The sequence below is a fragment of the Amycolatopsis saalfeldensis genome (genome assembly GCF_900110575.1).
Classification (GTDB): Bacteria; Actinomycetota; Actinomycetes; order Mycobacteriales; family Pseudonocardiaceae; genus Amycolatopsis; species Amycolatopsis saalfeldensis.
Genome location: NZ_FOEF01000001.1, coordinates 683,773 through 697,236 on the forward strand (window position 1 = coordinate 683,773; position 13,464 = coordinate 697,236).

The window sequence follows — 13,464 nt, forward strand, 5'->3', positions numbered from 1 at the left end:
CGGGCTGGCGGCTGGCAGCGCACGGCTGGCGGCTGGCGGCTGGCGGCTGGCGGCTGGCGGCTGGCGGCTGGCGGCTGGCGGCTGGCGGCTGGCGGCTGGCGGCTGGCGGCTGGCGGCTGGCGGCCGAGGAGACAACTCATCAACTGTCCGCGCCACCCTGCGGCGTCCGCCCGCGGGCAGCGTGGTCCATCCCGCAGGCCCCGTATCACCGCGTTGCACACCGGCGACACGATCGGCAACTTCCGCCGCGAGCAACGGGGCACGAACCCGAGGCGGCTGAGCGCTGGCTGCGGAGCAGGCAACTCACCAACTGTCCGCGCCACCCGGCGGTCTCCACCCACGAGCGGCGCGGTCCGACCCGCAGCCCCACGTCACCCCGTCGCGCACCGGCGGCACGATCGGCAACTTCCGCCGCGAGCAACGGGGCACGAACCCGAGGCCGCTGGCGACCAGCGGCCAGCGGCGGAGCAGGCAACTCGCCAGCTGTCCGTGCCACCCCGGCGGCCTCAGCCCGCGAGCAGCGCGGTCCGACCCGCAGCCCCGTGTCACCACGTCGCACCGGAGGCACGATCGGCAATCTCCGCCGAGAGCACCGGCTACTCAGCCACAAAGAGGTTCACTAGGCCGTGCGCACCTCCACATTCGATCCGGTGCGCGCCTTGCGGACCCGCAGCCGGGTCGGGATGCGCTGGCGAAGCTCCTCGACGTGCGAGACCAGGCCGACGACTCGGCCCCCGGCGCGCAGTTCGTCCAGGATGTTCATCACGACGTCCAGCGTCTCCGCGTCTAGGGTGCCGAAGCCCTCGTCGACGAACAGCGTGTCGAGCAGCGCGCCGCCGGTTTCGGCCGCGACGACGTCGGCCAGGCCGAGCGCCAACGACAGCGAGGCCAGGAAGGACTCACCGCCGGACAGCGTCTTGGCCGGGCGGATCGCCCCTGAATAGTCGTCCAGCACGTCGAGGCCCAGCCCACCGCGGGTGCCGCGCGCGCCCGCCGCGTCGGAGTGCACGAACGAGTACCGGCCCTGGCTCATCGTGCGCAGCCGGGCGGTCGCCGCGAGCGCGACCTCCTCCAGCCGCGCCGCCAGCACGTACGACCGCAGCGACATCTTCCGCGCGTTCTGGCCGCGCCCGTTGACCACTTCGGACAGTGCGCGCAGCTCCGCGTACTCCTCTTCGACGGGCGCGAGCCCGGCCAGCACCTTGCTCATCCGCCCGGCCAGCCGGGTCAGCTCACGCTGCTGCGCTGTGGCCGCCTGCAGCGTCGAAAACGCCGCCTCCGCCGTGTCCCGCGCGGACTTCGCGGCCTCGCTCGCGGGCCCGACCTCCACGACGTCGTCGGGCGAGATGCCGAACAGCTCGGGCTGGGCCAGCAGCTCACGCGCGCCCGCGGCCATGGCCTCCGCCTCGGCGAGGCCCTGCTCCAGCTTCGTCACCTGCTCCTCGGACCGCGCGGCGCCGCGCATCTCCTCCAGCGACAGGAACCCCTTGGCGTGCAAGGAGATCTCGACGAGGTCCTGTTGTTCGGCGAGCCGCTTCACCGAACCCGCGACGGCGGTGCGCGCCTCGGCCACCGCGTCCAACGCTCCCGCCAGCGTGAGCAGATGCCGTCGGCGCGTGGTCACATCGCGGAACTCGCCGCGGCCGGCGACCAGCCGTCGTTCACGCTCGTCGAGCCGGTCCTGCAACGAGCGGACCTCGGCCGCCGCCTCAGCGGCGGCGGTCTCGGCGAGCCGCCGCTGCTCCGCGAGCTTCTCCGCGTCCTGCTCCAGCGTGACGACCTGCTTCGCCAGCCGATCCTTCCGCGCGGCCTGTTCGGAAAGCGTGCCAACGGTCACCCGTGCCTCGGTCAGCTCGGCCGCCACGGACTCCGCGGTGCGCTCACCTAGCCGCTCCCGTAACGCCTCAAGCCGGGCCTTCGCCTCCTCCAGCGCCGAGACGACCCGCTGTCGCAAGGCCTCCGTCTGCTGCTCAGCCTCCTCCGCCGCGCGTTCCTCCGCCGGGTCGACGAGGCGGGCACTGTGGCTCGCGGGCGCCGGGTGCTCCGCGGATCCACAGACCGGGCACGCCGCGCCGACGGCCAGGCTCGCGGCAAGCTCGGCCGCCATGCCTTCGAGCCGCCGTTCCCGCAGTTCGAGCCGATGTTGCCGGGCCGTCTGGTGACTGTCGACGACCTCACGCAGCTTCGCCTCGCCGCGCCCGACGCGCTCCTCCGCGGACGGCAGGTCGGCCGCGGCGCGCGCGATCACCGTCAGCTCTTCGACGTGGGCCTTCGCGCCGTCGAGCTTCGCCGCGGCTTCGGCGGCCGAAGCCGCTTCGCCGCGCAACGCCGTCAACCGCTCGGGCAACTCACCGAGCCGGGTCGTCAGTTCGACGGCTTTGTCTTGGGCCGCACCGGCTGCCGTCTTGCGCTCGTCACGGCGCTTCGTCTCGATCTGCTGCTGCTCGGCCTCGGCGACCAGCTCGGCGAGAGCACCCGCGTCCTCCCGCAGCGAGCCGGCCCGCTCCCGCAGGTCGGCGGGGGCCAGCCCGGCCGAGTCGACACCCAGCTCGGCCAGGTCCCGAGTGTGATCAGCCTCGGCGGCCCGCGCCTCGTCCAACTCGGTGGTCCGCCGCTCCAGCAGCTCGGCCTCCGGTGCCACGGCCTCCGCCCGCCGGGCCGCCGCGATCTCCTCGGTCCAGCCCGCGCGCTCGTCGGCCTGTTCGGCGATCTGCGCGAGCCGGGTGTGCGCGGTGCGGACGCGCCGGACCTTCTCCGCGTCCTCCTGCGCCTCGCGCAGCGCGGTCTCGGCCTTGTTCGCAGTCGAACGTGCTTGCGCCGCTTCGGTTTCCGCCGCACCGGCCCGCGCCGCGACGTCCTGGAGCACGACTTCGACCCACTCCGCCTGGTCTTCCTCCGGCGCGTCCTGCTGGGCCTCCTGGGCGTACCGCGCGACCAGTTCGCGCACGTCCTGCTGACGCTCCTGCAGCACCCGCCCGCGCTCGGCGCGCAGGTCCGCGAACCAGCGTTCGACGTCGGAAAACCGCTCTGTGCCGAACAACCGCTCCAGCAGTTCCTCGCGCTCGCGGGTGTCCGCGCGCAGGAACCGCGCGAACTCGCCCTGCGGCAGCAGCACCACCTGGAAGAACTGCTGCGCAGTCATGCCGAGCAGCCGCACGACCGTGCGCGCCACCTCGTCGATCCGGATGACGCCCTCGGGCGGCAGCCCCGCCGGCGGCTTCCCGACCCAGCTCAGCGATACCTTCGCCTGCTGCGTGGTGAATCCGTCGCCGCGTTTTTTCGGGCGCTGGTATTCGGGGCTGCGCACGATGCGCAGCCGCTGGCCCTGCACGGTCAGCTCCAGCACTACCTCGGTCACCTGGTCGGGCTCCGCGAGGTCGCAGCGCAGACGCTTCACCTCGCCGCGCGCGCCCGGGACCTCGCCGAACAACGCGAAAGCGATGGCGTCGAGCAGCGTTGTCTTGCCCGCGCCGGTATCGCCGTGCAGGAGGAAGAGGCCATCTGCGCCGAGGACGTCGAAGTCGACCACCTCACGGCCCGCGTACGGGCCGAACGCCTGGACCTCCAGCAGGTGCAGCCTCACAGCTTCGCCACCGCCGCCCGATCGGCCGCCTCGAGCGCGAGGAAGACAAGCGTCTCTTCACGATCGGAAGGCGGGGCACCACGGCAGTCGTCGAGGAAGTTGCGAGCGATCTCGATGTCACTGCGGCCGCGCACGGCCTCGGCGTACTTCAGCTCCGCGCCCGCGTGCCCGCTTTCCGGCTGCCAATCCAGGTGCACGGCGTGCGGGAAGCGGTCGCGCAGCTTGCGCATGGCGTCGACCGGCCGCACGCGGTCGGTGAGCGTGACGGACAGGAAGTGGCCGGTCCATTCGTCGTGCTCCGGTGCGGAAAGCAACTCGGACAGCTCGCCGCGCAGGGTGGCCAGCGGCCGCGGCACGGGCAGCTCGTGCCGCCGGACCTCGGCCAGCCCGGCGGCGTCGAGATCGATGAGCCAAACCGATTTCCGTTGCCGCGCCTCGGAAAACGAGTACGCGAGCGGGCTGCCGGAGTAGCGCAGGTGCTCGGCCAGGGTCTGCGGACCGTGCAGATGGCCGAGCGCGACGTAGTCCACACCGTCGAACACCGAGCCGGGCACCTGTTCGACCCCGCCGACGGCGATCGTGCGCTCCGACTCGCTGGCATTGCCGCCGGTGACAAACGCGTGCGCCAGCACCACGGACCGCGTGCCGGGGCGAGTGGCGAGGTCCTCGCGGACACGGCGCATGGCCTCGGTGAGGACCCCGGTGTGGCCGCGCGCCTCCGGGACGCCCAGCGCGTGCCGGGACGGCTCCGGCTCCAGGTAAGGCAGGCCGTAGAACGCGACCTCGCCGTGCTCGTCCGCGAGCAGCACGGGCTCGGCCAGGCCCGCGACCGTGGCGCGCACGTGCAGGCCGCCGGCCGCGGCGAACTCGGCGAAGGCGCCGAGGCGTGGCCCGGAGTCGTGGTTTCCGGGCGTGATGACGAGCTGGGCACCGGCCCTGCGGATGCGGGCGAGCGCGGCCGTGGCGACCCGGACCGCCTCGGCCGAAGGGACCGCGCGGTCGTAGATGTCGCCGGCCACGACGACCACGTCGACCGCCTCGCTGGTGACGAGGCCGGCCAAGTGACCGAGGACGGCTTCCTGCTCGGCGAGCAGATCGGCGCCGTGGAACGTGCGGCCGATGTGCCAATCGGAGGTGTGCAGGACTTTCACGGCGACCACGTTAAGAGCGGACACCGACGAAACGCGGGAGACTCGCCGACGGGCCACTCGAACGTGTGTACGAAGCCTATCAGGGGGCAGCCGGACACGCCGACGGCCGAACCGGTGAACCCGCTGGTCAGCTACGCAGTGCGACCGGGCGAACCCGTTTTTGTCGGTGCCGTCCGCCATGATGTCCCGGTCGATCGCCGCGGCATCGGCGGCGGCACCGGAAGACGGCAACAGGGACGGCATCGGAGGAGGGAGGACCGGGTGGAGACGGTGATCACCACAGCAGCCATCGTGCTCGCGCTGCTCCTGTGCGTCGCGGTCGCGATCCTGTGGCGGCTCTACAACGACGGCATGCGCCGCGCCGACGCGGCGGCGCGGCTCGTGGCGGCGGAGCGCGCGAAGGGTGATGAGCAGCAGCTCGCGCTGCGCAGGTACGAGGTCGCGTTCGCGTCGATCAGCGGACGTGGCGAGCTGGGCGAGCAAGTGCTCGTGGAGACGGCACGGGCGCTGGGGCTGCGCGAGGAGCTGCATTTCACGCTGCAGACCGATCTGGCGGGCGGCGGCAGCGTCAAACCGGACATGGTGCTGCGTGTCGGCGGCGGGCGCACGGTCCCGGTGGACGCCAAGGCGAGCATGGCGATCTGGGCCGAGGCCGTGGACACCGACGACCCGGAGGAACGGCTCGACGCGTTGCGCGCGCATGTCCGGCAGCTGCGCTCGCGGGCCGCGGAGCTGGCCGGCAAGGGTTATCAGCGCTGGGCCGACGCGATCTACGGCACGATCATGTTCGTGCCGTCCGACGCCGCCGTGGTCGCGGCGCTCGACACCGACCCGGAGCTGCTGCGCTGGCTGATCGACCGCCGCGTGTTCCTGTGCGGCCCGACGGGCTTCGGCGTCCTGGCCTCCGCGGCCCTGTTCGCCGCCAGCGACCGCGCGCTGGTGGAGGACGTCGAACAAGTCCGCGCGGGCGCCGCCTCGGCCCACCGCGCTGCGGGCAACGCCGTTGACGCGCTCAATCTCTCCAGCACCCACCTGCAACGCTTCATCTCCGCTCGGCGCCGCGAGCTGGAGGCCCTGGAGAACTTCCGCACCACAGTCGCCCCTCTGACGGACGCCTCGGGCAGCCCTGCGCCGGTCCCGCAGGTGAGGAAGGGGGACGAACTGGCCGCCAGCTGACTGGCTCTCGGTGGGGCCCCTGCGTTGTGGAGGGCCGGCGCTCGGAAGCCTTGACCTTCGCGCGCCGCGGGGGGCCGAGCCGCACCGTGACGGGTTCGAGCCGGGCTGGTCGCGTCACGGTGCGCCGCATCGGAGTGCGGCGCGTCGGAGAGCGCGCTTGCGCGGGTTGGCGGGTCAAGTGAGCGAGCGCAGTGCCTATGACCCACAGTGCCCATCCGATCCGGCGTTGTCATCGCGGCCGTGCAGGTACCAGCCAATGGGACAGCCGTTCCGGGAAGCCGGACGTTCCGGAACAGCCCGCCCGCACGCGGACAGGTAAAAAACTCGCAAAATATCGACTGCGGGCCAGGGCGTTCCCGCGGCTCGGCGGATCGAGCCGGGGCGACCGGATCTGGGCTGGTCAGCGGAGGGAAACGGCTGGTCGTCGGGATGCGGGGCCGGTCGCGGGCCGAGCAGCACGTGCGCGGTCCGCCGGCAACCGGCGTCACGCTGGCGGGTGGCTGGTCAGGGCAGTCTTCGGCCGTGCTGGCAAGATCGTGACAAGTACGGGCTACGGTGTTGCCTCGTGACCGCGATACGCGATCGCCAGAGCGATCCTGATGCCGATGACGCCCCCGTGCCCTGGGACGAGCGTCTTGTCGTCGGCGCTAGGCGCGGGCTGCCCTGGTGGGCGGCCGTACTTGTGGGCTTCGGCCTTGCCGTGCTCGGCGCCGTCATCGACGAGAAGACCAAGGGCAGCCTCGACCTCGTTTTCAAGGCCGGCTATTTCGTCGGGGCCGTGATCGCGGTCGGTGCGGTGCAGAGACGGGCGTTGTTCGGCCCGATGGTGCAGCCGCCGCTGGTGCTGGCCGTCACGGTGCCCGGTGTGGTGCTGCTGACCGGCGGCTCCGGTTCGAGCGGGGACACGCTCTCCAAGCTCTTGGACATCGGCCGTCCGTTGATCAACGGCTTCCCGACGATGGCGGTCGTCACCGGCGTGACGCTCCTCTTCGGCTTCTTCCGCATCTACCGCGAGCGTGATCCCGACGCCCCGGTGAAGCTGAAGGGCAAGAAGGCACCCGCCGACGACGGGGAGCCGCCCGCGGCCCGGCCGCGGACCCGGCCCCCGGGATCCGGCCGTTCGGGCCAGACGCCGTTGCCTCCGGGTGGACGGCGAGGCGCGCCGAGGGACCGCGACCTGGATGCCCCGCCACCGCGACGGCCCCGTCCACCGGCCGACCCGGGCGCCCGCCCGCGCCGAGACCCGGTCGACCCCGGCCCGCGTGGCACGCGCAAGCCCCCGCCGGACGGCCGCCGCCCGCGGCCGCCGGAAGGCGACCCTCGCCGCCGCGGCGAGCCTCGTGGCGACACTCCGCCGCCGCGTCGCCGCCCCCGGGCCGACGAACCGCCACCCGGCGGCCGTCCCCGCCCGCCCCGCCGCGAGCCCCCGCGCCGCTCCCGCCCCTGGGACGACGAGTCCTGACCACCCGACAACGTTGACATCCCGCGGGAAACCACCCGCCGGGCCCAGAACACCGAGCAGGGCCGCCGATCCACACCGGATCGGCGGCCCTTCTGATCTGGCTTTTTCGCGCGGGGCAAAGGAAAACGGGGCCAGGGTGGCCCGACCCCCGCGCCGCAGGTCATCCACGCGGACTACCCGAGCCACCGCGCAGATTCACCGGACACGCCGCTTCACCGGGCCCGCCGGATGGGCGGCACCACAGCCGAACCTTGGCGCTCGCCGCGGCGGGAGCCAAGTCCGACGAGCAGCACCGCAGCCAGTCAGCAGCACCGTGACGGGACGCAGGCATCGTCATCGCGGGTTCAGCTGACAGCTCGGACCCCGCGACTCAGCGCCCGGGCGTGCCGGACAGGAGGGCAGGCGCAGGCCGAGCAGTCGGGGCAGGTCGTGCGAGCAAGCCAATCGGGCCAGGCAGCGCAGGGCAGGAGAGCAGGCACGCAAGCCAAGCCGCCAGGCCAAGCCGCCAGGGCAGGCCGCGCGAGCAAGCCCAACCGGGCCGAGCCTGCCAGGGACAGGCACGCAGACTGAGCAGCTAGATCAGGTCGCGCGGGCTCCTGTTACGCGGGCGTGCAAGGAAAGTCGGGCAGGCAGGCGCACAGGCCGAGCAGCCAGGGCAGGTCGAGTGGGCGAGGCAAGCCGGGCGGGCCAGGCAGGGCAGGCCGCGCGGGCCAGCCAGGTCAGGCCGGGCGTGCCGCGCAGCCAGGGCAGGCCGCGCGACCAAGCCAAGCGGACCAGGCAGGGCGGGAGAGCAGGCGCGCAGACTGAGCAGCCAGGTCAGGCCGCGCGAGCCAGCCAGGTCAGGCCGCGCGAGCCAGCCAGGGCAGGCCGCGCGACCCAGCCAGGTCAAGCCGGGCAGCCAGGCAGCCAGGGCAGGCCGCGCGGGCCAGCCAGGTCAGGCCGCGCGAGCCGGGCAGCCAGGGGAGCCGGGCAGCCAGGGCAGGCCGCGCGAGCAAGCTAAGCCCGGGCCATGCCCGGCAGGCACGCAGACTGAGTGGTGAGGGCAGGTCGCGCGGGCAAGGCGAGCGGGCAGGGCAGTCAGGTCAGACGGAGCGGGGCAGACTAGGCACAACCCCAGCCCACCCGGCCCAGCCGAACCCAAAACCAGCCCGTCCTCAGGACTCAGACGGCCCCGCAGCCTCTGACTTCACCGCTTTCCGCAGCTCCTTCGGCAACGCGAAGGCGATCTTCTCGTTCGCCGTGGTCACCTCGTCGACTTGGCCCCAGCCGCGGGCGGCAAGCCAGGTGAGGAGGTCCATGACCAGGTTGTCCGGGACCGAGGCGCCCGACGTGACGCCGACCGTCACGACCCCTTCCAGCCAGGTTTCGTCGACCTCGGTGGCGAAGTCGATCAGGTGGGCGTCGCGGGCGCCGGCCTTCAGGGCGACCTCCACGAGGCGCTTGGAGTTCGACGAGTTCGTCGAGCCGACCACCAGGACCAGGTCGCACTCGGGGGCCATCGCCTTGACCGCGACCTGGCGGTTCGTGGTGGCGTAACAGATGTCGTCGCTGGGCGGGTCCGCCAAGCCCGGGAAACGCTCGCGCAGCTGGTCGACGCGCTCCATCGTCTCGTCGACCGAAAGCGTGGTCTGGGACAGCCAGATCACCTTCGACGGGTCGCGCACGTCGACCTTGCCGACGTCCTCCGCCTTGTCCACGAGCTGCACCTTGTCCGGCGCCTCACCCGCGGTTCCCTCGACCTCTTCGTGGCCCTCGTGGCCGATCAGGAGAATGTCGTAGTCGTCCTTGGCGAAGCGGTTGACCTCTTTGTGCACCTTGGTCACGAGAGGGCAGGTCGCGTCGATGGTGCGGAGGTTCCGCTCCTCGGCCTCGGCGTGCACCATCGGCGAGACGCCGTGCGCGGAGAACACCACCAGCGCACCCTCGGGCACCTCCGAGGTCTCCTCGACGAAGATCGCGCCGCGCTCGCGCAGCGTCTCCACGACGTGCCGGTTGTGCACGATCTCCTTGCGCACGTACACCGGGGCGCCATACAGATCGAGGGCCTTCTCCACGGCGATGACGGCGCGGTCCACGCCCGCGCAGTAGCCACGCGGCTTCGCGAGCAGGACTCGCTTGCCGGTGGCCGGCTCGCCGGAGCCGGCGATCGTCGGAGTGCCGGCGGGGTCGATTCCGGGGCTCGCTGAACTCATGCCCCCAGCGTACGGGCTGCCCTGCCGTGAACTCGAAGTCCTCTTTAGGATGAGCCGGCTCCGCCATCCGGGGTGTGCCGGGAGTCACCTCGCGTACCCCAACCCACCCGTTCGGTTGGGCAGGATGGCCCCTATACGGCAGGCTGGACGCATGAAGCCACTCCCGCTCCCCATCCGGGTCGCCGCGGGCCTCGCCGCCATCACCGCCGAGCGGGTTCGCGGGCTCCCCCAGCAGCTCACCGGGCTCCCCGTCACCGTGGTCAGCCAGGTGCTGCAGTTCTCCATGCGTGTGCAGCAGCACGTCACCGAGCTGGCCATCAAGGGTGACGACGCCCTGTCCGGCCTACGCCCGGTCGAGGACACCCCCAGCTGGGCGACGTTCGACGAGGACGCCGAGCCCGACGTGACGCCCTCGCGGCCGACGCTGGTCTCGGTCGAGAATCCGCCCGAGCCGCGCGCGCAGACCAACGGCCACCGCCCCTCGTTCACCGAGCCGGAAGCCGAACCCGCGGCCGAGCCCGAGATCGAGATCGTGCTGGAGCCCCTGCCCGAGAGCGACGACGACGGCGACCCGTGGGCGCAGGAAGAGCGCGCGCTGGCCCAGGAGCACGCGGACGGTGAGAACGACAGCGCCGCCGGCCCCGCGGGCCTGCCGAACTACGACGAGCTGACCCTGCCGCAGCTGCGCGCCCGGCTGCGCCGCCTGACCGTCCCCCAGCTCGAAGAGATCCTGGAGTACGAGAAGGCCAACGAGGACCGCGCGTCGTTCACCGGCATGCTCGCGCGCCGGATCGGCAACGCGCGCAAGGCGGAAGAGGAACAGGGCGACAGCGCGGAAGGCAAGTGAGCGGCGAACCCGCCACCAGTGCGGAAAACCCTTGGCCGGTAAGGACTGTCGCCCGCAAGATCGGCGACTGGGTGCACCGGCTCGGCGCCGTGTGGGTCGAGGGCCAGGTCACGCAGATCAGCGCGCGTCCCGGCACGCAGACCGCGTTCCTGACGCTGCGCGACCCGTCGGCGGACGTCTCGATGTCCGTCACCTGCCCGATGTGGCTGGTGCGCGAGCTGGCGACGCCGCTGCGCGAGGGCGACCGCGTGATCGTGCACGCGAAGCCGTCGTTCTTCTTCGGCCGCGGCACGCTCAGCCTACGTGCCGACGAGATCCGCGCGGTCGGCATCGGCGAGCTGCTCGCGCGCATCGAGCGGCTCCGCAAGCTGCTGGCCGCCGAAGGCCTGTTCTCACTTGAGCGGAAACGGCCGATTCCCTTTCTGCCGCAAGGCATCGGCCTGATCACCGGACGCGCTTCGGCGGCGGAGCGCGACGTGCTGGTGAACGCGCAGGCGCGCTGGCCGCACGTGCTGTTCAAGGTGCTGAACACCGCCGTGCAGGGTTCCCAGGCCGTGCCGCAGATCCTCCGCGCACTGTCCACACTGGACAAGGACCCCGAGGTCGACGTCATCGTGATCGCCCGCGGCGGCGGCAGCGTCGAGGACCTGCTGCCGTTCTCCGACGAGGCGCTCTGCCGGGCCGTCGCGGCGGCGGGCACGCCCGTGGTCAGCGCGATCGGGCACGAGCCGGACACCCCGCTGCTCGACCACGTCGCCGACCTGCGCTGCTCCACGCCCACGGACGCGAGCAAGCGGATCGTGCCGGACGTGCGCGAGGAGTCCGCTCGCGTCCGCCAGATGCGCGACCGCGGCCGCCGAGCGCTGCACGGCTGGGTCGACACCCAGACGCGGCTGCTGACCCAGCTGCGCAGCCGCCCGTCGCTGGCCGACCCGCTCGGCCCGGTCCAGCGCCGCCTCGACGACGTCGACCTGCAACGCGAGCGAGGCCGCCGCGCCATGCTCGGCCTGCTCGCGCGTGACCAGGCCGAAGTCGCCAACGCCCGCGGCCGCCTGACCGCGCTGGGCCCGGCCGCGACGATGTCCCGCGGTTATGCCGTCGTGCAGTTCACCGATTCCGAAGGCAACCTCCAGGTGCTGCGCTCCGTCTCCCAGATCGAGGACGGTGCGCGCTTGCGCGTGCGGGTCGCCGACGGGGCGGTCCACGCCGTCACCGAACCGACCGAGACCGCGGAAGGAGACGGGCCGTGACTTGCCGGGCACCGGCGTTCCTCCCGCTCACCGTGGACGCCGCCGCCCGGCTCGACGCCGGCCCCCTCCTGCGCCAGGCCCTCGCCACCGACCGCGCCGCCACCGAGTGCTGGACGGCGCTGCTGGCGGGCTGCGGCACGCCCGCCCGCCGTGACCTGGCGCCGCAGCTGCGACGGCTGTCCGAGGCGACGTCCGTGCACGTCGGCCGGCGCTGGTGGTTCGCCGAGGGCGCCGAGCACCGGCGGCGCGTCGCGGGCGCGCAGGAACACCTCGAGGACGCGATAGCGGACAGTGACGGGCAGGAGTTCGCCCTCGCGTTCGTCGGCTACGACCACGCGATGGCCACCGCGGTAGTGTGCGCGCACAGCCCGGTGCATCGGAAGGTCGGAGAACGTCGAGCGTGAGCGAAGCAGCCAGCGAAACCGCCGGACTCGGCTACGAGCAGGCCCGCGACCGGCTCGTCGAGGTGGTCAAGGAGCTTGAAGCGGGCGGCCTGTCCCTGGAGCAGTCGCTCTCGCTGTGGGAGAAGGGCGAGCAGCTCGCGAAGGTCTGCGAGCGGCACCTCGAGGGCGCGCGCGAGCGGATCGAGGCCGCGCTGGCGTCCGTGGAGACCGACGACTCAGAGTGACGTGCACCATGCGCGGCTGAATCGGTCACGTGAGCGGACCGTCTGAGAGACTGGGCACCCGCCGAGTTCAGCGATCCGGGAGGCCCGCATGACTACCGCCAGTGACCCACGCCGCCGTGAAGCGCCGGATCGCAACCTCGCCATGGAGCTGGTCCGGGTGACCGAGGCCGCCGCGATGGCCGCGGGCCGCTGGGTCGGCAAGGGCGACAAGATCGGCGGCGACGGCGCGGCGGTCGACGCGATGCGCCAGCTCGTCTCCACCGTCTCGATGCGCGGGGTCGTCGTGATCGGCGAGGGCGAGAAGGACGAGGCGCCCATGCTGTTCAACGGCGAAGAGGTGGGCAACGGCGACGGCCCGGACTGCGACGTCGCGGTCGACCCGGTCGACGGCACCACGCTGATGGCCAAGGGCATGCCGAACGCGCTGGCCGTGCTCGCGGTGGCCGAGCGCGGGGCGATGTTCGACCCGTCGGCCGTGTTCTACATGGAGAAGCTCGCCGTCGGCCCCGACGCCGCGGGCAAGGTGGACCTGGCCGCGCCGGTCGCGGAGAACATCCGCCGCGTCGCGAAGGCCAAGAACTCCAGCGTCAGCGACGTGACCGTGTGCATCCTCGACCGGCCGCGGCACGAGCAGATCATCAAGGAGGTGCGGGAAGCCGGCGCCCGCATCCGGTTCATCTCCGACGGCGACGTGGCGGGCGCGATCGCCGCGGCCCGGCCGACCACCGGTGTCGACATGTTGCTCGGCATCGGCGGCACGCCCGAGGGCATCATCGCGGCCTGCGCGATGAAGTGCCTCGGCGGCGAGCTGCAGGGCCGGCTGTGGCCGAAGGACGAGGCCGAACGCGAGAAGGCGCTGGCCGCGGGCCACGACCTCGACCGCGTGCTCGGCAACGACGACCTGGTGCGCGGCGACAACATCTTCTTCTGCGCCACCGGCGTGACCGACGGCGACCTGCTGCGCGGCGTGCACTACCGCTCGGGCGGCGCCACCACGCAGTCCATCGTGATGCGGTCCAAGTCCGGCACCGTCAGAATGATCGACGGCTACCACCGGCTGAACAAGCTCCGGGCTTACTCGTCCGTGAACTTCGACGGCAACCTGGACAGCCCCGAGGACGGTTTCGACGCCGTCCCGCCCCTGCCCTGAGTCTTCCCGACCAAGGAGTCGCCCG

The 13,464-nt window shown here is 72.5% G+C and carries 10 protein-coding genes; 7 read left to right on the forward strand and 3 right to left on the reverse strand.

Features of this window, described 5'->3' with window-relative positions:
* Positions 1 to 619 precede the first annotated feature (619 nt).
* Positions 620 to 3,583 (reverse strand): AAA family ATPase, encoded by a 2,964-nt coding sequence (locus BMY97_RS03105; protein ID WP_091612073.1) that lies wholly within the window; start codon positions 3,581 to 3,583, stop codon positions 620 to 622.
* On the reverse strand, positions 3,580 to 4,734 hold the full coding sequence (locus BMY97_RS03110) for an exonuclease SbcCD subunit D (RefSeq protein WP_177231144.1): 1,155 nt from the start codon (positions 4,732 to 4,734) through the stop codon (positions 3,580 to 3,582). The genes BMY97_RS03105 and BMY97_RS03110 overlap by 4 nt, the downstream gene beginning before the upstream one ends.
* A 261-nt stretch (positions 4,735 to 4,995) precedes the next feature.
* Between BMY97_RS03110 and rmuC the strand changes: the two genes are divergently transcribed.
* Together rmuC and BMY97_RS03120 are read left to right on the forward strand one after the other, a co-directional pair.
* The gene (gene rmuC / locus BMY97_RS03115) at positions 4,996 to 5,910 is read left to right on the forward strand and encodes a DNA recombination protein RmuC (RefSeq protein WP_091612078.1); all 915 of its coding nucleotides are present in this window, start codon (positions 4,996 to 4,998) and stop codon (positions 5,908 to 5,910) included.
* Positions 5,911 to 6,475: 565 nt separating this feature from the next.
* Positions 6,476 to 7,372, forward strand: a complete 897-nt coding sequence (locus BMY97_RS03120; RefSeq protein WP_091612081.1) for a DUF6542 domain-containing protein — start codon at positions 6,476 to 6,478, stop codon at positions 7,370 to 7,372.
* Positions 7,373 to 8,526: 1,154 nt separating this feature from the next.
* On the opposite strand, the gene BMY97_RS03125 is transcribed toward BMY97_RS03120, so the two are convergent.
* Positions 8,527 to 9,564 carry a 4-hydroxy-3-methylbut-2-enyl diphosphate reductase gene (locus BMY97_RS03125; protein WP_177231145.1) on the reverse strand — a complete coding sequence of 346 codons (1,038 nt, stop codon included), beginning with the start codon at positions 9,562 to 9,564 and terminating at the stop codon, positions 8,527 to 8,529.
* 151 nt (positions 9,565 to 9,715) lie between these two features.
* Here BMY97_RS03125 and BMY97_RS03130 point away from each other — a divergent pair, with 151 nt between their 5' ends.
* From BMY97_RS03130 to glpX, 5 genes are all read left to right on the forward strand, one after another.
* Positions 9,716 to 10,411, forward strand: coding sequence for a lipid droplet-associated protein (locus BMY97_RS03130; protein ID WP_091612084.1), 696 nt, complete (start codon positions 9,716 to 9,718; stop codon positions 10,409 to 10,411).
* On the forward strand, positions 10,408 to 11,661 hold the full coding sequence (gene xseA / locus BMY97_RS03135; protein ID WP_091612088.1) for an exodeoxyribonuclease VII large subunit: 1,254 nt from the start codon (positions 10,408 to 10,410) through the stop codon (positions 11,659 to 11,661). Before BMY97_RS03130 ends, xseA begins: the two co-directional genes overlap by 4 nt.
* Entirely contained in the window at positions 11,658 to 12,065 is a 408-nt protein-coding gene (locus tag BMY97_RS03140) for a hypothetical protein (protein ID WP_091612089.1), read from the forward strand. The genes xseA and BMY97_RS03140 overlap by 4 nt, the downstream gene beginning before the upstream one ends.
* Positions 12,062 to 12,289: an exodeoxyribonuclease VII small subunit gene (locus BMY97_RS03145; protein WP_091612092.1), complete on the forward strand. Its 228-nt coding sequence runs from the start codon at positions 12,062 to 12,064 to the stop codon at positions 12,287 to 12,289. Before BMY97_RS03140 ends, BMY97_RS03145 begins: the two co-directional genes overlap by 4 nt.
* Positions 12,290 to 12,377: 88 nt before the next feature.
* Entirely contained in the window at positions 12,378 to 13,439 is a 1,062-nt protein-coding gene (glpX, locus tag BMY97_RS03150; RefSeq protein ID WP_177231146.1) for a class II fructose-bisphosphatase, read from the forward strand.
* Positions 13,440 to 13,464 lie beyond the last annotated feature (25 nt).

Coding starts and splice junctions, on each gene's coding strand:
- BMY97_RS03125 (WP_177231145.1), bottom strand. CDS start 9,564: ATGAGTTCAGCGAGCCCCGGAATCGACCCCGCCGGCACTCCGACGATC.
- BMY97_RS03130 (WP_091612084.1), top strand. CDS start 9,716: ATGAAGCCACTCCCGCTCCCCATCCGGGTCGCCGCGGGCCTCGCCGCC.
- glpX (WP_177231146.1), top strand. CDS start 12,378: ATGACTACCGCCAGTGACCCACGCCGCCGTGAAGCGCCGGATCGCAAC.